Origin of the sequence: Parabacteroides chongii, assembly GCF_029581355.1 — a bacterium.
Classification (GTDB): Bacteria; Bacteroidota; Bacteroidia; order Bacteroidales; family Tannerellaceae; genus Parabacteroides; species Parabacteroides chongii.
This window is the reverse complement of the sequence record NZ_CP120849.1, coordinates 5,366,158-5,383,631: the sequence shown is the minus strand read 5'-3', so window position 1 is coordinate 5,383,631 and position 17,474 is coordinate 5,366,158. Positions and strand designations below refer to the sequence as shown.

Annotated in this window: 10 protein-coding genes; 7 read left to right on the top strand and 3 right to left on the bottom strand. The window is 44.6% G+C overall.

The window, feature by feature from the left end; all coding sequences use genetic code 11:
* Positions 1–18: 18 nt before the first annotated feature.
* The 3 genes from P3L47_RS20725 to P3L47_RS20715 all read left to right on the top strand — a co-directional run bounded on the left by P3L47_RS20725 (position 19) and on the right by P3L47_RS20715 (position 7,127).
* Positions 19–1,494 carry a RagB/SusD family nutrient uptake outer membrane protein gene (locus tag P3L47_RS20725; protein WP_122361702.1) on the top strand — a complete coding sequence of 492 codons (1,476 nt, stop codon included), beginning with the start codon at positions 19–21 and terminating at the stop codon, positions 1,492–1,494.
* Positions 1,495–1,576: 82 nt separating this feature from the next.
* Positions 1,577–5,566, top strand: a complete 3,990-nt coding sequence (locus tag P3L47_RS20720; RefSeq protein WP_277781985.1) for an SUMF1/EgtB/PvdO family nonheme iron enzyme — start codon at positions 1,577–1,579, stop codon at positions 5,564–5,566.
* A gap of 7 nt (positions 5,567–5,573) precedes the next feature.
* Positions 5,574–7,127, top strand: coding sequence for a hypothetical protein (locus P3L47_RS20715; protein ID WP_277781984.1), 1,554 nt, complete (start codon positions 5,574–5,576; stop codon positions 7,125–7,127).
* A 56-nt stretch (positions 7,128–7,183) separates the two neighbouring features.
* On the opposite strand, the gene trmD is transcribed toward P3L47_RS20715, so the two are convergent.
* A complete protein-coding gene (gene trmD / locus P3L47_RS20710; RefSeq protein ID WP_122361558.1) occupies positions 7,184–7,864 on the bottom strand; it encodes a tRNA (guanosine(37)-N1)-methyltransferase TrmD in 681 nt (226 codons plus the stop codon).
* 259 nt (positions 7,865–8,123) lie between these two features.
* Between trmD and nrfA the strand changes: the two genes are divergently transcribed.
* Positions 8,124–9,599, top strand: coding sequence for an ammonia-forming cytochrome c nitrite reductase (gene nrfA, locus P3L47_RS20705; protein ID WP_277781983.1), 1,476 nt, complete (start codon positions 8,124–8,126; stop codon positions 9,597–9,599).
* Here the strand turns inward: nrfA and P3L47_RS20700 are convergent.
* The gene (locus P3L47_RS20700) at positions 9,585–11,888 is read right to left on the bottom strand and encodes a sensor histidine kinase (RefSeq protein WP_277781982.1); all 2,304 of its coding nucleotides are present in this window, start codon (positions 11,886–11,888) and stop codon (positions 9,585–9,587) included. The two genes, nrfA and P3L47_RS20700, sit on opposite strands and share 15 nt — an antisense overlap.
* A 313-nt stretch (positions 11,889–12,201) precedes the next feature.
* On the opposite strand from P3L47_RS20700, the gene pheT reads away from it, so the two are divergent.
* From pheT to P3L47_RS20685, 3 genes are all read left to right on the top strand, one after another.
* The gene (gene pheT / locus P3L47_RS20695) at positions 12,202–14,664 is read left to right on the top strand and encodes a phenylalanine--tRNA ligase subunit beta (protein ID WP_277781981.1); all 2,463 of its coding nucleotides are present in this window, start codon (positions 12,202–12,204) and stop codon (positions 14,662–14,664) included.
* Positions 14,665–14,699: 35 nt separating this feature from the next.
* Positions 14,700–15,434 carry a YebC/PmpR family DNA-binding transcriptional regulator gene (locus P3L47_RS20690; protein WP_122361562.1) on the top strand — a complete coding sequence of 245 codons (735 nt, stop codon included), beginning with the start codon at positions 14,700–14,702 and terminating at the stop codon, positions 15,432–15,434.
* Between the two features lie 148 nt (positions 15,435–15,582).
* Positions 15,583–16,338, top strand: coding sequence for a hypothetical protein (locus P3L47_RS20685; RefSeq protein ID WP_277781980.1), 756 nt, complete (start codon positions 15,583–15,585; stop codon positions 16,336–16,338).
* 70 nt (positions 16,339–16,408) lie between these two features.
* Here P3L47_RS20685 and P3L47_RS20680 read toward each other — a convergent pair whose 3' ends face one another.
* Positions 16,409–17,455 carry a 6-bladed beta-propeller gene (locus P3L47_RS20680; RefSeq protein WP_277781979.1) on the bottom strand — a complete coding sequence of 349 codons (1,047 nt, stop codon included), beginning with the start codon at positions 17,453–17,455 and terminating at the stop codon, positions 16,409–16,411.
* Positions 17,456–17,474: the final 19 nt, after the last annotated feature.

Genomic DNA, 17,474 nt, shown 5'->3' with positions numbered 1-17,474 from the left:
TGTAAAATAATTATGAAAATGAATAAACTATCATATATTTCACTATTGGTTGCCGGTATGATGACAGTGTCTTCCTGTTCTGATATTTTGGATACTCCTCCGACAACTTCTCCGTCAGAAAGTATTTTCTGGCAATCAAAATCTGATTTTGATTCGGCTTTGACCGGCTGTTATCAAGGTATGCAAGCTAAAACATTATCTTATGGAATGGTTGTTTATGATTGTTTGACAGACAATGGTTATGGTAGCTCCGGTTCCAGTTATGTATATAAAACGGACTTGATTCAGGCTGATAATATAGACCCGTCCATGCAGGGATTTGTTCCGGATCTTTATAAGGAAGCATATGAGGCTATTACTCGTATGAATATCTTTTTATATCAGTTGAAAAATTATCAAGGTGGGGACATGAGTAATGTTCGTAACCAATATGAAGGTGAAATTATGTTCCTGCGCTCTTATTGCTACTATCTGCTTTATCTGTGTTATGGTGAAGTTCCGTATCCAACGATGCCGTTGGATCTTACGACACAAAATATGCCGAAAGAAACGCTTGATAATGTATATAAGAATTTGATTGCCGATTTACAGACTGCGATTGATAAATTGGATGATAAAACTTATAAGGGATCCGGCGGACATGTAACAAAAGGTGCAGCAAAAGCACTGAAAGCTCGTGTACTTATGTTCCATGCTTTTGGAGAAGACGGAAAAGTGGCTAATCGTGATGAGGTTCAGGAAGCTTATAATTTGTTGGACGAAATCAAAGGGTACTCTTTGGCTGATCGTTATGCTGATAACTTCACTTATGATACACAAGAATCTAGTCCGGAAATCCTTTTCTCTATTAAGTTCTTGGCTCCGAATAACTATAATAATTTTGACCATATATATGGTAATTATTCCGGAGTTCGTCCGGTTGCAAACCTGACGAATGAGTATGAAGAAGGTGATAATCGTTTAGGACAGATCGTAGCTTTCGATGATAAGTACCAATGGCCGGGCGGTGAAGTTGTTTCTTTGAATAGAAGTGACTTAAAGAAAGCTATGGTGAAATGGTTGACCCCATTGATGAAAGATGGCGATATGTGGCAGGCTAGTACTCGTAGTGAACAAGATTGGGTTTTCTTGCGTTGGGGTGAATTGTTATTGTTGAAAGCTGAAGCAGCTAATGAACTGGGTATTACTGGTGCCGCCGATATGGTAAATCAGGTACGTAAGCGTGCCGGATTAGACGATTTGGCAGCTAATCTGACTCAGGATCAGATGCGTGAGGCCATCCGACATGAACGTCGCGTTGAGACACCATTTGAGTTGATTCGTTATTATGATATGAAACGTTGGAAGATCATGGATAAGCTGAATGGTCTTGAACTCGATCCGTTATTGGCCGGACATGTAACGGCTTGGTCGAAAGCCCACGAATATTTCCCGTTGCCACAGAGTCAGATCGACTTCTCTAACGGAGTCTTGATCCAGAATCCGAACTATTAATCGTTCGCTAATAATTAATATGGGTGAGGAGCCTCGCTGTTATTGGCGGGGCTTCCTTCGCTGAATATAGGAGATAGATATCATGGAAAAGAGATTAATTATTTTATCAGCCTGCATGGCTTTTTCACTTTCTGCCTTTTCCCAAAAGCAGAAAAAGCAAGTGAATACACCTGCTTCCTGGCCGGAAAGAATTGCCGTAGCCAAACAGAATGCCTATGAGCAAATGAAGAAAAGCTCTCTTCCGGTCGCATCCAAAGTGATCAAGGCTAGGAAAGCTGCTGAAAAGTTTACAGCCGATGTAACAGGGCTGGATGAAATGGTTCTTTACACCTGGGGGACTGTCGACGGTACAGCCGACGACCAGGCAGTATGGGCAAATGCCCGGCTGATTGCAGCCGACGGATCATCAGTTTGGCTGAATGACCTGAAAGATACATTTAAAGATACCGGCACAGGCCGTCTGGTCTTTAATGCCAATGCGAAAGATGTCCCGGTCGTTATGGCTGGGAAAACCTATGAGCGGACGATCATGGCGAATGCTAATGCACAGATCGTCGTGCCTTTGGATAAGAAATATGTCCGCTTTGAAGCTGAGATCGGACTGGAAAGCCGTTCTTCTACAGGAACAGTTATTTTCCGCTTACAGGGGATAACCGGAAAAGAGTTATCCGAAGAGATTATTGCCGGATTTCCGGGTGAATCGGCACAATTCCTTCCGTTTGCCGGAGGTGACATGAAAGCACTGGTCACAACCTACACATCCGACATAGAAAAACATATAGCTCAATCGGTCGCAGACTTGCTGGCGGATAAAAGCTATTTTGCAACTCGTATTGCTGCAGCCGATCAGGAAAAAGAGTTGGATAAACAGGTGATCGCTTATCTGGACATAGCACGGGATGCTATGCAGGTATACGAATTGCAGGAGTCTTTGAGCTGGCTGAATGTGCGGGCCATCGAAGAGGCTTTTAATGATATGAAACGTAACAAGTCATTTGACCAGGCTGCCAACCAATCCAGGCTTTCTACATTGAAAGCATTGGTAAATAAAGGATTTGACGGTATCTACTCAAATGATGCGACAACTATAAAGGAGGCAAAACAAGCCTTGCAGTTGAAACGTGATATCCTGCTGGCAAATCCGGAACTGGATATGGATAAATTGATCGTCGGCCGTTATCATATAGGGACGGCTGCACGGAAAATCAATCCGCCGGCATTAGGGACACAAAATAATAACTGGTCGAATCAAAGTAACGCTTCCCGTCGTGGGTTTAATGCAGAAATCGTCGAATTGTCGAATCTGCGTGGTGATGTTCAGTCGCGTACCATTTTCAAACCGGATAACGGATCGTCCGTACCTGACCTGAAATTGCATTGGAATGCAGACCGTGTGATGTTTTCGATGGTCGATACCGATAACCGCTGGCAGGTTTTCGAAGTCGGGATGGATGGAAAAGGATTGAAGAATCTGATCGAATCTCCCGAGAAAGATTTGGAGTTTTTTGATGCGACCTGGTTACCTTCCGGAAAGATCATGGCTGTATCCAATATCGGTTACAACGGTGTGCCCTGCGTGAACGGGAATTCCGAAGTCGGTAATATGGTTTTATATAATCCGGAAGATAAATCCTTGCGCCGTCTGACATTCGACCAGGACGCAAACTGGTCGCCGGTAGTGATGAATAACGGAAAGGTGATGTATACCCGCTGGGAATATACCGACCTTACCCATTATTTCTCCCGCTTCGTCATGCATATGAATCCCGACGGAACGGAACAGAAAGCCCTTTACGGCAGCGGCGCCTATTTCCCGAACAGTACTTTCGATGCGAAACCGATCCCGGGTCAGGCATCCGGCTTTATCGGAATTATCTCCGGACATCATGGCGTTGCCCGTTCAGGTCGTCTGATCCTGTTCGATCCGTCCAAAGGACGTAAATCGACATTGGGAATGGTTCAAGAGTTACCTTTCCGTGACCGGAAGATCGAACCGATTGTAAAAGACCGTTTGGTGGATGATGTATGGCCCCAGTTCATCAAACCTTATCCTCTGAACGATAAATATTTCCTGGTAACAGCCAAATTGAATCCGAATGCATTGTGGGGTATCTATTTGGTAGATGTATTCGACAACCTGACGTTGATTGCAGAATACGAGGGTGAAGGACTGATCCATCCGATACCGGTACGGAAAACGCAGGTTCCTCCTGTTATTCCGGATCGTACAAAACCCGGAACGAAAGAAGCAACTGTCTTTATTCAGGATATTTATGAAGGTGAAGGTTTGAAAGGTGTACCACGCGGTACGGTGAAAGCTTTCCGTGTACTTGCTTACGAATATGCTTATAACAAAACACCGTCCGACCATTGGGCACAGGGCATACAAAGCGGATGGGATATAAAACGCCTGCTGGGTACTGTTCCGGTAGAAGAAGACGGTTCGGCTTTGTTCTCCATACCGGCGAATACGCCAATCTCGCTTCAGCCGCTCGATTCATGCGGGCGTGCCGTGCAATGGATGAGAAGCTGGCTGACTGGTATGCCGGGTGAAACCGTTTCCTGCATCGGCTGTCATGAAGACCAAAATCAGATACCTATTCCGAAACGTGTGGTCGCTTCGACGATTAAACCGCATGCAATCACCTTGCCGGAAGGAGGACAACGTCCGTTTACATTTGATCTGGAGGTTCAGCCGATCCTGGACCGTGCTTGTATCGCCTGTCATGACGGTTCCAATAAATTAGCCGATTTCACCGGTGGTACTATCGATGAATTTTCCGGATATGGTAAAAGCTATCTGAACCTGCATCCGTATGTTCACCGTCAGGGACCGGAAGCTGAGATTGAAGTTCTGAATCCTTACGAATATCATGTATCTACCAGCCAGTTGGTCAAGATGTTGAAGACCGGTCATCATGGTGTGGAGTTGACAGATAAGGAATGGAAAACACTTTATAACTGGATTGACTTTAATGCTCCTTATCACGGTACGTTTAAAGCCAACCTGTTTAATGGCATCGAACAGATCAGCCGTCGTATAGAACTGACCGATAAATATGCAGGTTCGGGCGTTGACTGGCAGGCAGAGATTCGCAGCTATGCAGACTATCTGAGCAAGCAGCCGAAGCCGTCTCCCGTAAAACCTGAACGTCAGGAATATAAGGATAAAGACGTGAAAGTAAAAGGCTGGCCGTTTGATGCGGATGCAGCAAAAGCGATGTTGGTAAAAGAACAGGAAACGAAGAAAAGTATCGAGCTGGCTCCGGGTATCGTCATGAACTTTGTCCGTATCCCGGCAGGTAAATTCGTCATGGGGACTAACCGGAAGCATTCCGATTATTCACCGGCAAACAAGCAGGAAGTGAAAAAAGGTTTTTGGATGGCTGAGATCGAAGTAAGTAACGAGCAGTTCCGTACGATCTTCCCGGATCATAACAGCCGTTTCGTCAACCAACTTTGGAAAGACCATGTGCATGAAGGTTATCCGGCAAATAATCCGGAACAACCTGCTATCCGTGTCAGCTGGGAAGAAGCAATGGCATTCTGTGAGAAGTTAAGCGAAAAAACAGGGCTGAAAGTGACATTACCGACAGAGGTACAATGGGAATGGGCATGTCGTGCCGGTAGCGGAGACGATTTCTGGTACGGTGCATTGAATACCGATTTCTCCCGGTTTGAAAATATGGGTGACAAACAGTTGAATAAACTGGCGGTAAGAGGTGTAAATCCCCAGCCGATGAGTCCTAATGACTCCTGGTATAAATATTATACTTATCAGCCGAAGGATAATAATGTAGACGACGGCAATATGCTGATGGTAAAAGGTGGCGGTTATCAGGCAAACCCATGGGGATTGTATGATATGCAGGGTAACATTGCCGAATGGACCCGCTCGGATTATCTGCCTTACCCGTACAACGAGAAAGTACAGGGTAACGGAGTGGAGAAAGTGGTTCGTGGCGGTTCATGGACCGACCATCCGAAAACATCGACAGCATACTATCGTAAATCTTATCTGCCCTGGCAGAAAGTACATAATGTAGGTTTCCGTGTGATCATAGAAGATTGAGTATAAAGTGGGCGCATTTAAATATGTAATAATTGGATTGGCAGTCGGGGTAACATTCGTTTGTAATGCACAAACGAAGTTACCTCCGGCATGGCAATCTTCTTTTGTCAGGATCAGTGATACGGGCACTTTGACATATATCCCGGATGAAGAAGGAAATACGATTCCGGATTTCAGCCGGGTCGGTTATCATCATGGAGATAGAAGCATTCCTGCATATCCGGTTGTGAAAGAGGTTCTTCCTGCAAAAGAGGGAGATAGCGGAGCATTGATACAGCAGGCTATCGATGAAGTTTCACGCAGAAGTCCGGATGAGAACGGACATCGGGGTACCATTTTATTGAAGCGCGGAGTTTACGAGATTGGCGGTACGATTACGATCCGTACAGGCGGTATTATCCTGAAAGGAGAGGGGGATAACGTCAATGAAACCTGCTTAATCGCTACCGGAAAAGAAAGACGTTCACTGATACAGGTGAAAGGTAACGGTACTATGGAGGAAGTTCCGGGTACAAGAGTGAAGATCACAGATGATTTTGTACCGGTCGGCAGCCATTCTTTCCGTGTCTCTTCAACCGAAGGGTTTAAAGTGGGTGACCGTGTGATCGTTTACCGCCCCGGAACGCAGGAGTGGATACATGATATAAAGATGGATCAGATCGTAGAGCGAAAAGGTACGCGCCAATGGACACCGCAGGAATATAATCTGGCGTTTGAACGGGAGATTACCCAAATAGAAGGGAACCGTATTTTCATCGATAACCCTGTCGTTATGCAAATGGATAAAAAGTATGGCGGGGGTGAAATCTATAAGTACCGTTTTGACGGTCGTATCGGCGAAGTCGGTGTATCTGATATCTGTTTCGAATCAGAGTTTGAAGATTACGAAGATTTGGAGCATGGCTGGATCGCTGTGGAACTGGATAAGGTGGAGAACTGCTGGGTAAAGAATATTACTGCCCGTTATTTCGGTTACTCCGCTGTCAGTTGCGAACGTTTTGCCAAAAATGTTTCTGTGATAGACTGTCGTTGCCTGGAATCGAAATCTCTGATAACTGGCGGATACCGCTATTCTTTCAATAACTGGGGACAGCAGAATCTTTTTATGAACTGCCAGGCTACGGAAGGTCGTCATGATTATGTGACCGGTGCTCAGGTATGCGGGCCGAATGTGTTCTATAATTGTACAGCTTCCCAGACATTTGCTGATATAGGCCCCCATCATCGCTGGTCTGTCGGAACTTTGTATGATAATATTGTAACCGATGGGGAAATAAATGTGCAAGATCGCGGTCAGATGGGGAGCGGACATGGTTGGGCAGGCGTGACACAGGTATTATGGAATTGCCGGGTAAAACGTGCTGCTGTACAGAATCCGTGGACTTCCGGGAAGAATTATTGTATCGGACTGAAAGGGGAGAAGTATCCCGGTCATTTTACGGACCGCCCGTATGGCATCTGGGAAGGACAGAATGAGATCAATATATTCCCCCGTTCATTATATATAGCCCAATTGATGGCGCGACAGAAAAAGAGTCATTTGTGTATTTTAATAAAATAGGTAGTTAACAGAGAAAAGGCGTAGAACGATATTCATTCTGCGCCTTTCGTATATAATCATTTCTCTTTCAATAAGTCCGGACGTAATCGTGCAGTCCGTTCGTGTGCCTGCTGCAAACGCCATTCGTCTATTTTCCGCTGGTGTCCGGAAAGGAGGACATCAGGAACTTTCCATCCCTTATATTCTGCCGGTCGTGAATAAACCGGCGGAGCCAGCAAATCATCCTGGAAAGAATCGGAAAGGGCACTTTGTTCGTCACCGATGGCACCGGGTATCAGCCGTACGACCGCATCGGTAATGATGGCAGCCGCCAGTTCGCCGCCCGTCAGTACATAATCGCCTACCGATATCTCTTTGGTGATCAGATGTTCCCGGATGCGATAGTCTATACCCTTATAATGACCGCATAAGATGATCATATTATTTAATAATGACATACTGTTCGCCATCGGTTGGTTGAATGTCTCACCATCGGGCGAAGTATAAATCACTTCGTCGTACTCCCGTTCGCTTTTTAAGGCAGAGATAGCCCGGTCGATGGGTTCGATCTGCATCACCATTCCGGCTTCGCCGCCAAAAGGATAATCGTCGACACGTCTCCATTTGTTAGTGGTGTAGTCACGCAGGTTATGTAAATGGATTTCAGCCAGGCCCTTGTCCTGTGCCCGCTTTACGATGGAGCAATTAATCATTCCATCAATCATCTCAGGAAGTACGGTAAGTATGTCGATACGCATAATAGGAATCTCTCGTTGGATATTTTTATCTGATAAAACGATGCAAAAATACGATATTATTTGGGATGCGTATGCAAATAGGTATAAGAATCGTTCGGGAACGGAGGATATGCAGAGTGGCATTTAATCTTTTTCTGTTATAAATAGGTGATAAATCTTGGCTCGTTATATCTTTTTACTAAATTTGTGTCGTGGTCTGAAACTTTGGAAAATCAAAGCTTTTTGAATGGCGTAGGGTTGAATGAACAAATTGATTTGGATGAATAAAAAACTAAATATAAAATATCATTATTTACTATTAGGAGGAATCATACTGGGAAGCTTGGTTGCGTCTGTCGTATATTGTTTTACCGGGGAGGATAACATTACTTTTATCGATGATGTAAATACAGGAAATCAGGGAATAAATGAGAATTTATCAACGGATAAGCTCGAACTACGTAATTCAAATGAATACCGGAGCTGGAAAAATACGACGGATACGAGTTTTACCAGTCTGTTTAATGGAAATCAAGCGGTAGACCTTTTGGCTGAACGTCCAAACCTGGTTATTCTGTGGGCCGGATATGCATTTTCTAAAAGTTATAATACACCGAGAGGGCATATGTATGCAATCGAAGATATGGATCTCAGTTTAAGGACCGGTGCTCCAAAAGGAAAAGAGGATGGCCCTCAACCGGCTGCTTGTTGGGCTTGTAAAAGCTCGGATGCTCCACGTCTGATCGAGCAAGTAGGCCGGGAAGCTTTTTATAAAAGGAAATGGGCAGGCTGGGGCAGTGAGATCGTGAATCCGGTCGCTTGTGCAGATTGCCATGATCCGGAGAGTATGGAGTTGCACATACCTCGTTTATTTCTGACGGAAGCCTGTACGCGGAAAGGAATGAACATCGATAATGTCTCGGAACAGGAAATGCGTTCGCTGGTCTGTGCTCAGTGTCATTGTGAATATTATTTTTCAAAGGAAGATAAACGGGTAGTCATACCTTGGGATAATGGATATTCGGTAGAAGATATCGAGGAATATTATGACCGGATGGACTTCTCCGATTATATTCATAAATTGAGCAGAGCCCCTTTGTTGAAAGCACAGCATCCCGATTATGAACTGGCACAGATGGGTATTCATGCCCGCCGGGGAGTCTCTTGCGGAGAATGCCACATGCCGTATGTGGGCGAAAATCAGGAAGGCTATAACGATCACCATATACAAAGTCCTCTGGCTATGATCGACCGGACCTGTCAGACCTGCCATCGTGAGACGGAAGAAACTTTACGGCAGGATGTATATACCCGTCAGATCAGAGTGGCTGAAATACGTGAACGGTTGGAAACAGAATTAGCGAAAACCCATATCGAGGCTAAGTTTGCATGGGATCGGGGAGCAACGGAAGAGCAAATGAAAAATATATTGAAATTAATCCGGCAGGCACAATGGCGTTGGGACTTTTGTGTTGCATCTCACGGAGCGTCTTTTCATGCATCGCAGGAAGTGTTGCGTATAATGGGAAACGGTATCGATAAAACCCTGCAGGCACAGATGGATATAATGAAAGTTCTTTTCAAACTGGGATATTCAGGCGATGTTCCTATGCCGGATATCTCCACGAAAGAGAAAGCCCAAAGATATATCGGCCTTGATATGAAAGCCGAAAATGAAGCCAAGGAGATATTCCTGAAAACAGTAGTACCTCAGTGGCGTGAAGAAGCCAAAGCGAATAAATTACTGACCGAGTGAGGATGGTTCATAAGGCAGTGATACTATAAATTTGCTGCCTTTCCCTTCTTCGGATTCCAGCTGGATCGTCCCTTTGAAAGTCCTGATGATACTTTGGCTGATCGCAAGTCCCAAACCCGTACCTTTGGCAAACTCATCCAGTTTCTGAAAGCGTTCGAATACTTGCTTTATCTTTTCCTGGGGAATGCCTTTCCCCGTATCTTTGACAGAAAGCAGGATGAACCGGTTATCGTCGCTGTATTCATACTTGATTTCGATATATCCTTCTTCCGTAAATTTTGTGGCATTATTGATGAAGTTTGTAAGAACCTGGGTTAAGCGGATGCGGTCGGTATTAATGATCGCTGGTTTTTCAGGTACTTTCTTTCGTAACTCCACTCCGTCAGGCATCAGTAGCCGGTGCGTATTATAGACATCATCCATCAGTTCGCTCAGATTACATATTTCGTAGGCGAATGAAATATGACCGGATTCTATACGTGACAAATCGAGTATGTCGTTGATCAGTTTAAGCAATTGATCGCTGTTCTTGTTGATCAGACTGATAAACTCTTTTTTTTCTTCGTCTTCCAGCTGCATCTCTTCGGAAGCTATCAGCTGGGAGAAACCGACTATCGCATTCAGCGGCGTACGTATTTCATGGCTCATATTAGCCAGGAACACAGATTTCATCTGATCCGATTCTTCTGCTTTTTTGCGGGCATCGATCAGTTCCTGTTCTGTATCTTTTGTATGCTGGATATTCAAGCATAGACCGTTTACTTCGACCTGATTGTCTGCGCTCTGACTGTTTAGATTGGTGTTTTGTGCATAACGGAATTCCCACCAAAGGTATCCCTTTTTGTTAAAGTCGTATCGTCTTCTGGTAATCTGACGGGAAGTGAAGCCATGATCCAGCTTATAGCGGTTTAATAGAAAGTCAGCCTGTTCGCTTGGATGAATGGCCTGTTGGAAACGGTCTGCGCTGATTGGCTCTTCCGGCATATCCAGATAATGATAAAACTCTTTGTCGAATAGGAATGTACCGTTTTTGTAACGGAAAGTAAAAATGTTACCGCTTTCCAGGGCGAATGAGAGAAATTCCTTTTCCTGCCTTAGGTTCTCCTGTATTTCTATTTTACGTGCATTCTCTCTCTTATAGAGTATCCGTTGATAAGTGATAATGATGATGAATGAGATTCCGACCAGAATAAGCAAGAATATGATATATATTTTATACTGTATATAAAAAGGCATGTTTACGAACAGGGAACCGGCGGGTAATTTGCTTCTGCTGATACCCCATTGCTCCAGTACTTTATAATCGAAGATATAGGCTTTGCTGGTTTCTGTGATCTGTGAAAAATCACTGGGAGAAGCTCCTTTCAGTATGCTGGCAATACGGTTTGCTGCAAGAATTGTCAAATCTTCGAGTGGCGAAACGAAACCGCCAACCACTCCATTGTTGCTTCCGATCATTTCATAAATGACGGAAAAGCCCGGAAACGAACTGAAACGTCCCAATGAAAGAGTCAGATAATCCCTTTTGGTAGCAAGGTAGGCTTTATTGTAATAATTTTCGCCTAATCCTTTGACCAGCGATCGCGTGGACTTTCCGTTGATCGTACTGACATACATGGTATCCGGTTCTATTTTCTTTTCTCCGTTCAGCGAAATGCCGTTCTTTCCGGAGATGCGTATCCTGTCAGGCGAGTAAAGGTCGTTCATTTTGCAGATGTTTTTGATCTGCTCGTTCATGTCTTTTAAGATAAGTTGATCGATGTACTCTCCGTCGGTAACCCTGACTACGATACATTTTCCGATCAGCTGTTCAATCAGTTTGATATTTGTTTTATAATCCGGCTTGTCGTGGAAGCCGGTAATATTGGGATATTTTTGAATAAAAGAAGCATTGGGATAATTCACTCCGGTGAAAACAACCGGAATCGTGGCTATGCACGGATGGCCGCAACTTAGTAAAATATTCAATGCCTGGTCGTCGAAAGTCAGGATGATGTCAGGCTTCCAGGGGCACAGTTCGTTCAGCTTCCCGAAAAGATTTATTTTTTGCTTTTTCTCCAGATTCTGTTCACAGTCCAGATAGTAGGAATAGACTTCTGCTTGTATGTCTTTTTTCTGTAATCGGGATGCCAGGATCTTTTTCATTTCCTTATAGGCAGGAAAACTGGATTCATACGATTGAATGATCAATATATGTTTTTTCTTTGCGGCCTGCGAACAGGAGTTGAAAAGCAGGAGAGCCAACAACGGGAAAAGTATGAATTGTACCGATAAATATTTGCCAGACATATCGTTATAATAAAGAATACTAGTGTTTTAGAATGTTAGATTTGATTTTCAAAACGCTTTCTTAGTATTCAAGCTAATCTTATCGGTTGAAAATGCGCATCTAAGGTAGAGTGATTTTTTGTATTAGGCAAGGAATATCGAAATGAATTGCCGATATTATTCATTGATTTATAAGATTTTTCCGGCAATGTGAGAATAAAGTCAGTGCACGTTTTGAATAATAGTTCTATTATTTGTACTTTTGCCAGTCAAATTGCCGTAAGCGGGAAATACCGCAGACGCATAGTAACTTGATTGAATAAATTTTAGAACAATGAATATATCTTACAACTGGCTGAAAGAGTATCTTGATTTCGACTTGCAGCCTGAAGAAGTATCAGCAGCACTAACCTCTATCGGTTTGGAAACCGGCGGAGTTGAAGAAGTTCAAACAATCAAAGGTGGACTGGAAGGATTGGTTATCGGTGAAGTTCTTACCTGTGTGGAACACCCGAACTCTGATCACCTGCATATTACCACTGTAAATGTAGGCGGTGAAGAACCTTTACAGATCGTTTGTGGCGCACCTAATGTGGCAGCAGGCCAGAAAGTGGTCGTTGCTGTGAACGGTACGAAACTGTATGACGGTGATGAAGTCTTTACGATCAAACGCTCGAAGATTCGTGGTGTTGAATCGAACGGTATGATCTGTGCGGAAGACGAGATCGGTATCGGAACAGACCATGCGGGTATTATCGTACTGCCGGCTGACGCAGTTGTAGGAACTCCGGCGAAGGAGTATTATAATGTAAAGAGCGACTACGTACTCGAAGTGGATATCACTCCGAACCGTGTGGACGGAACCTCTCATTTCGGTGTAGCCCGCGACCTGGCTGCTTATCTGAAACAAAACGCTAAGCCGGCAGCTTTGAAACGCCCGTCGGTAGACGCGTTCAAGATCGACGATGAAACTCCGGCTATCGAAGTGATCGTTGAAAATACGGAAGCCTGCCCGCGTTACTCCGGCGTGACGATCAAAGGTGTAACGGTAAAAGAAAGTCCGGAATGGTTGAAGAACCGTTTGACTATAATCGGTCTGCGTCCTATTAATAATGTAGTGGACGTGACCAACTATGTGTTGCACGAAATGGGGCAGCCTCTGCACTCGTTCGATGCAGGTAAAGTGAAAGGAAACAAAGTGATCGTGAAGACACAGCCGGAAGGAACGAAATTCGTTACTTTGGACGGTGTTGAACGTACGTTGACCGATCGCGACCTGATGATCTGCAACACGGAAGAAGCGATGTGTATCGGTGGTGTGTTCGGTGGTCTCGATTCAGGTGTGACGGAACAGACTACGGATGTGTTCCTGGAATCAGCTTGTTTCCATCCGACATGGATCCGTAAGACAGCTCGTCGTTTCGGCTTGAATACCGATGCCTCTTTCCGTTTCGAACGTGGGCTGGATGCTAACAATACCATTTATGTCTTGAAGCGTGCCGCTTTGTTGATCCAGGAAGTAGCTGGCGGTAAGATCACCGGTGCTATTCAGGATGTCTATCCGAGTCCGATGCTGCCTTATACGGTCGAACTGACTTATAATAAGATCAATGCCCTGATCGGTAAGGATATTCCGGTGGAAACGGTTAAGAGCATTCTGGAAAGTCTGGAAATGGAAATCGTTTCAGAGACTGAAGAAGGTCTGACTATCCATGTACCGGTTTACCGTATCGACGTACAGCGTGATGTCGATGTCATTGAAGATATTCTCCGTATCTACGGATATAATAATGTAGAGTTCAGTGAAAATGTAAAATCGAATCTGAGCTACAAGACAGCTACCGACCGTGGTTACCAGTTGCAGAATCTGATCTCTGAACAGCTTTGCGGTTCGGGCTTCAATGAGATCATGAACAATTCGTTGACTCGTTCCGCTTATTACGACGAACTGACTACTTATCCGGTTTCTCATTGCGTCATGCTGATGAACCCGTTAAGTGCAGACCTGAACGGTATGCGTCAGACGTTGTTGTTCGGCGGTCTGGAAAGTATCGAACACAATGCGAAACGTAAGAACGGCAATATCCGTTTCTTCGAATTCGGAAACTGCTACGATTATAATGTTGAAAAGAAACGCGAAGACGCAACTTTGGCTGAGTTCTCGGAAGACTATCGTTTGGGATTATGGGTTTGCGGTAACCGTGTAGAGAATAGTTGGGCACATGCCGACGAGAAATCCAGCGTATACGAACTGAAGGCTTATGTTGAAAACATCCTGGCACGCCTGGGTGTCGACAGAAAGAAAGTGATCTTCGGAAACCTGAGCAACGATATCTATTCGTCAGGTATCAGTATCACGACCGGTTCAGGACGCGAGCTGGGTACTTTCGGTATTGTCAGCCGTAAGATATGCAAGGCGATGGATATTGACTTTGACGTATATTTTGCCGAATTATCCTGGACACTGCTGATGAAAGAAACGAAGAAGAGCAAGGTTACTTTCTCTGAGATATCTAAGTTCCCGGCAGTAAAACGTGACTTGGCGTTGTTGCTTGACAAGTCGGTACAATTTGCCGAAATCGAGAAGATTGCCCGCGACAGTGAGCGTAAGCTTCTGAAGGATATCTCCCTGTTCGACGTTTACGAAGGCAAGAACCTGCCGGCAGGAAAGAAATCGTATGCCGTAAGTTTCTTCCTGCAGGATGAGACAAAGACATTGAACGACAAACAAATCGATGCGATCATGCAGAAGATCCGGAAGAACCTGGAAGACAAACTGGGCGCATCATTGAGATAATGATTCATTTATAACAATAAAAACATTCATATAATATGGGAAGAGCGTTTGAGTTCCGTAAAGCAAGAAAATTTAAACGTTGGGGCAATATGGCCCGCGTATTCACGAAACTGGGTAAGGAAATCACTATTGCAGCGAAAGCGGGCGGTCCTGATCCGGAAAACAATCCCCACTTGCGTGCATTGATGCAGAACGCGAAGAAGGAGAACATGCCGAAGGACAATGTTGAACGTGCCATTAAACGTGCTGTAGAAAAAGACTTCACCGGTTATAAGGAAATGAACTATGAAGGATACGGCCCGTATGGTATCGCTATCTTCGTGGAAACAGCGACTGATAACACTACCCGTACGGTTGCAAACGTGCGTAGCTATTTCAATAAACACGGTGGTTCGCTGGGTACAAGCGGTAGCCTTGAATTTCTGTTCGACCATAAGTGCGTATTCCATATTGCGAAGAAGGAAGGCATTTCACTGGAAGACCTGGAACTCGAACTGATCGACTATGGTGTGGATGAAGTAGATGAGGACGAAGAAGAAGTGGTTATCTACGGCGAGTTTGCACAGAACTCGGCTATTCAGAAATATCTTGAAGAGAATGGCTTTGAGATCACAAGCAGCGAGTTTGTCCGTATCCCGAACGACTTGAAAGAAGTGACTGCCGAACAGCGTGAAGCACTGGATAAGCTGATCGAAAAGCTGGAAGAAGACGATGACGTTCAGAATGTTTTCCATAATATGAAGGAAGATCTGAGCGAAGACGAAGAATAAAATTCTATCCGATATGTTAAAAGGAAGTGGTGCAGGAGTAATTCATGCACCACTTTTTTTATGTCATTCCCTTTTTTCGTACTTTCGCGGACTGACTGGTATATAGCAGTAAACTCAGAACTAGTATACAATATTAAACTCTATTAGTATGAAAAAGGTGATTTTCCTTTGGGCATTCGTATGCCTGAACGTATTGTTTAATCCCGTTTCCGCTCAGAAGGAACTGGGAATTTTCAACTCTCTTTCGGTAGGTGTAAGTGCCGGTACGATAGGTATCGGTGTCGATGTGGCAACTCCTGTCACGCCTTATTTTGCTATTCGCGGAGGTGTTTCAATCATGCCGGGTATTCACATTAATACAGATGTGGATGTAGACCTGGTTGCTGTGGATGAAGGTGTTAATTCGAAACCTGAGGTGCGTTCTCTTGATATGACAGGTAGCACAAAGCGTGCTTCCGGTGAATTGCTGGTCAATTTTTATCCGTTCCCTAATGCTTCCTCTTTCTTTGTGACTGCCGGTGCTTATTTCGGTGGTTCTAAGTTGCTGAAGATAGACGGACATAGTGATGAACTGGCTGAGTACGTGCAGCATGAAGGTTTTGCCGGAATCGTTATCGGCGACCAGACTATTCCGGTGGATAAGAATGGTAATGTTTCCGGTGGGCTGAAAGTGAATGGATTCCGTCCTTATGTCGGTGTGGGCTTCGGGCGTGCTGTACCTAAAAATCGTATCGGTGTGCAGTTTGAACTGGGTGTACAGTTCCATGGTTCACCTAAACTTTATTCAAGTGCCGGTGACTTGGGTGACGCTTTTACGGATGGAGATGATAGCTTTACAAAGATTATGGATAAACTGACTGTTTATCCGGTAATGAAAGTACGCTTCTGTGGCAGATTATTCTGATCCTGAATAAATTTTGACCAGGTATTTGCCTTCATCATTCATTTTAGGAAGGTAAATGCCTGGTCTTTCATTATGCCTTCATCCGGACGATAAACAGAACCGGATTATCTTCTTCCGTACGATCCGGAAATGCGTTTTTCACTTCTTCCCCCGATCGGCAGTAACAGAAAGAACTGTTGTAAACATCCAACGCCTTCAAATCGGGTACTCTTCCCGTATGATAGAAATTATCTTCGAAACCGCCTGTTACATTATAAGCATATTCTTCGCGGCGGTCGTAACAGAACGTGTAATTCTCTTCTTCGTCAGCTGCATTCGAATAAGTGGAAACCAGGTAACGTCCGGCAATGCACAACGGCAGGATCGAGGAATAATCATTATGGATATTCAGCTGGTTCCGGCTGATCAGATAAAGTGTATCGGCCAGTAATTCGTCCGGTTGCGTGGAGGGTGAATAGGCATACACATTACCGTCGGCAACAGAAAGCTCCGTGGAGAAGCAGGTGCCGAGATAGAAACGTCCCAGGTCGGCAGCCGTCAGTTTACGTGCGTCCTGCAGGTTGAGTGTCGTATCGAATTTGTAAAGCCACTGGTCCATGCATTGTGTGTCGGCATCTTCTTTGGAGGGTGACAATGCTTGTGCTGTCAGCCAGATATGGCGGTCGTAATACATCAGGCGGGTAGGGGCTTTCAGCGGATTGATTCCGGCAAGGCTTTTCCTTTCCAGCAACGTTCCGTCGTAATCGTAGTAATAAACATTTTCCTCGTTATCCATGACGATCAGTTGTCTTTCGAGCGGATTGATGACGTAATCGGCAACGGGGAAATGCTGGTTGCTGGTAATGCGGTTGACGAACTTGCCGGAGCAGTCGAAATGATAAAGCTGCCCGTTGCTAACCAGGAACAATTCATTCCTGTCGCGTTTGATCTGTGTGGCATATTTCAGCCGGCAGTCCGATTTCGTTTCCAGCGGAATGGCTATCACCTCGTCGGCAATGTCCGATAGGGAACCTTTGGTGGTACTTTTCACCGGCATATCGTCGCTGATAATCCGGAAACCTTCATGTATATAGATTATCCCGACGAGCAAGAGTAATAGTAAACAGGTCTTTTTCATTTCATAAGTCGTTTAAAAA

Coding starts and splice junctions, on each gene's coding strand:
- P3L47_RS20720 (WP_277781985.1), top strand. CDS start 1,577: ATGGAAAAGAGATTAATTATTTTATCAGCCTGCATGGCTTTTTCACTT.
- P3L47_RS20690 (WP_122361562.1), top strand. CDS start 14,700: ATGGGAAGAGCGTTTGAGTTCCGTAAAGCAAGAAAATTTAAACGTTGG.
- P3L47_RS20680 (WP_277781979.1), bottom strand. CDS start 17,455: ATGAAAAAGACCTGTTTACTATTACTCTTGCTCGTCGGGATAATCTAT.
- trmD (WP_122361558.1), bottom strand. CDS start 7,864: ATGCGTATCGACATACTTACCGTACTTCCTGAGATGATTGATGGAATG.
- P3L47_RS20725 (WP_122361702.1), top strand. CDS start 19: ATGAATAAACTATCATATATTTCACTATTGGTTGCCGGTATGATGACA.
- P3L47_RS20685 (WP_277781980.1), top strand. CDS start 15,583: ATGAAAAAGGTGATTTTCCTTTGGGCATTCGTATGCCTGAACGTATTG.
- pheT (WP_277781981.1), top strand. CDS start 12,202: ATGAATATATCTTACAACTGGCTGAAAGAGTATCTTGATTTCGACTTG.
- nrfA (WP_277781983.1), top strand. CDS start 8,124: ATGAATAAAAAACTAAATATAAAATATCATTATTTACTATTAGGAGGA.
- P3L47_RS20700 (WP_277781982.1), bottom strand. CDS start 11,888: ATGTCTGGCAAATATTTATCGGTACAATTCATACTTTTCCCGTTGTTG.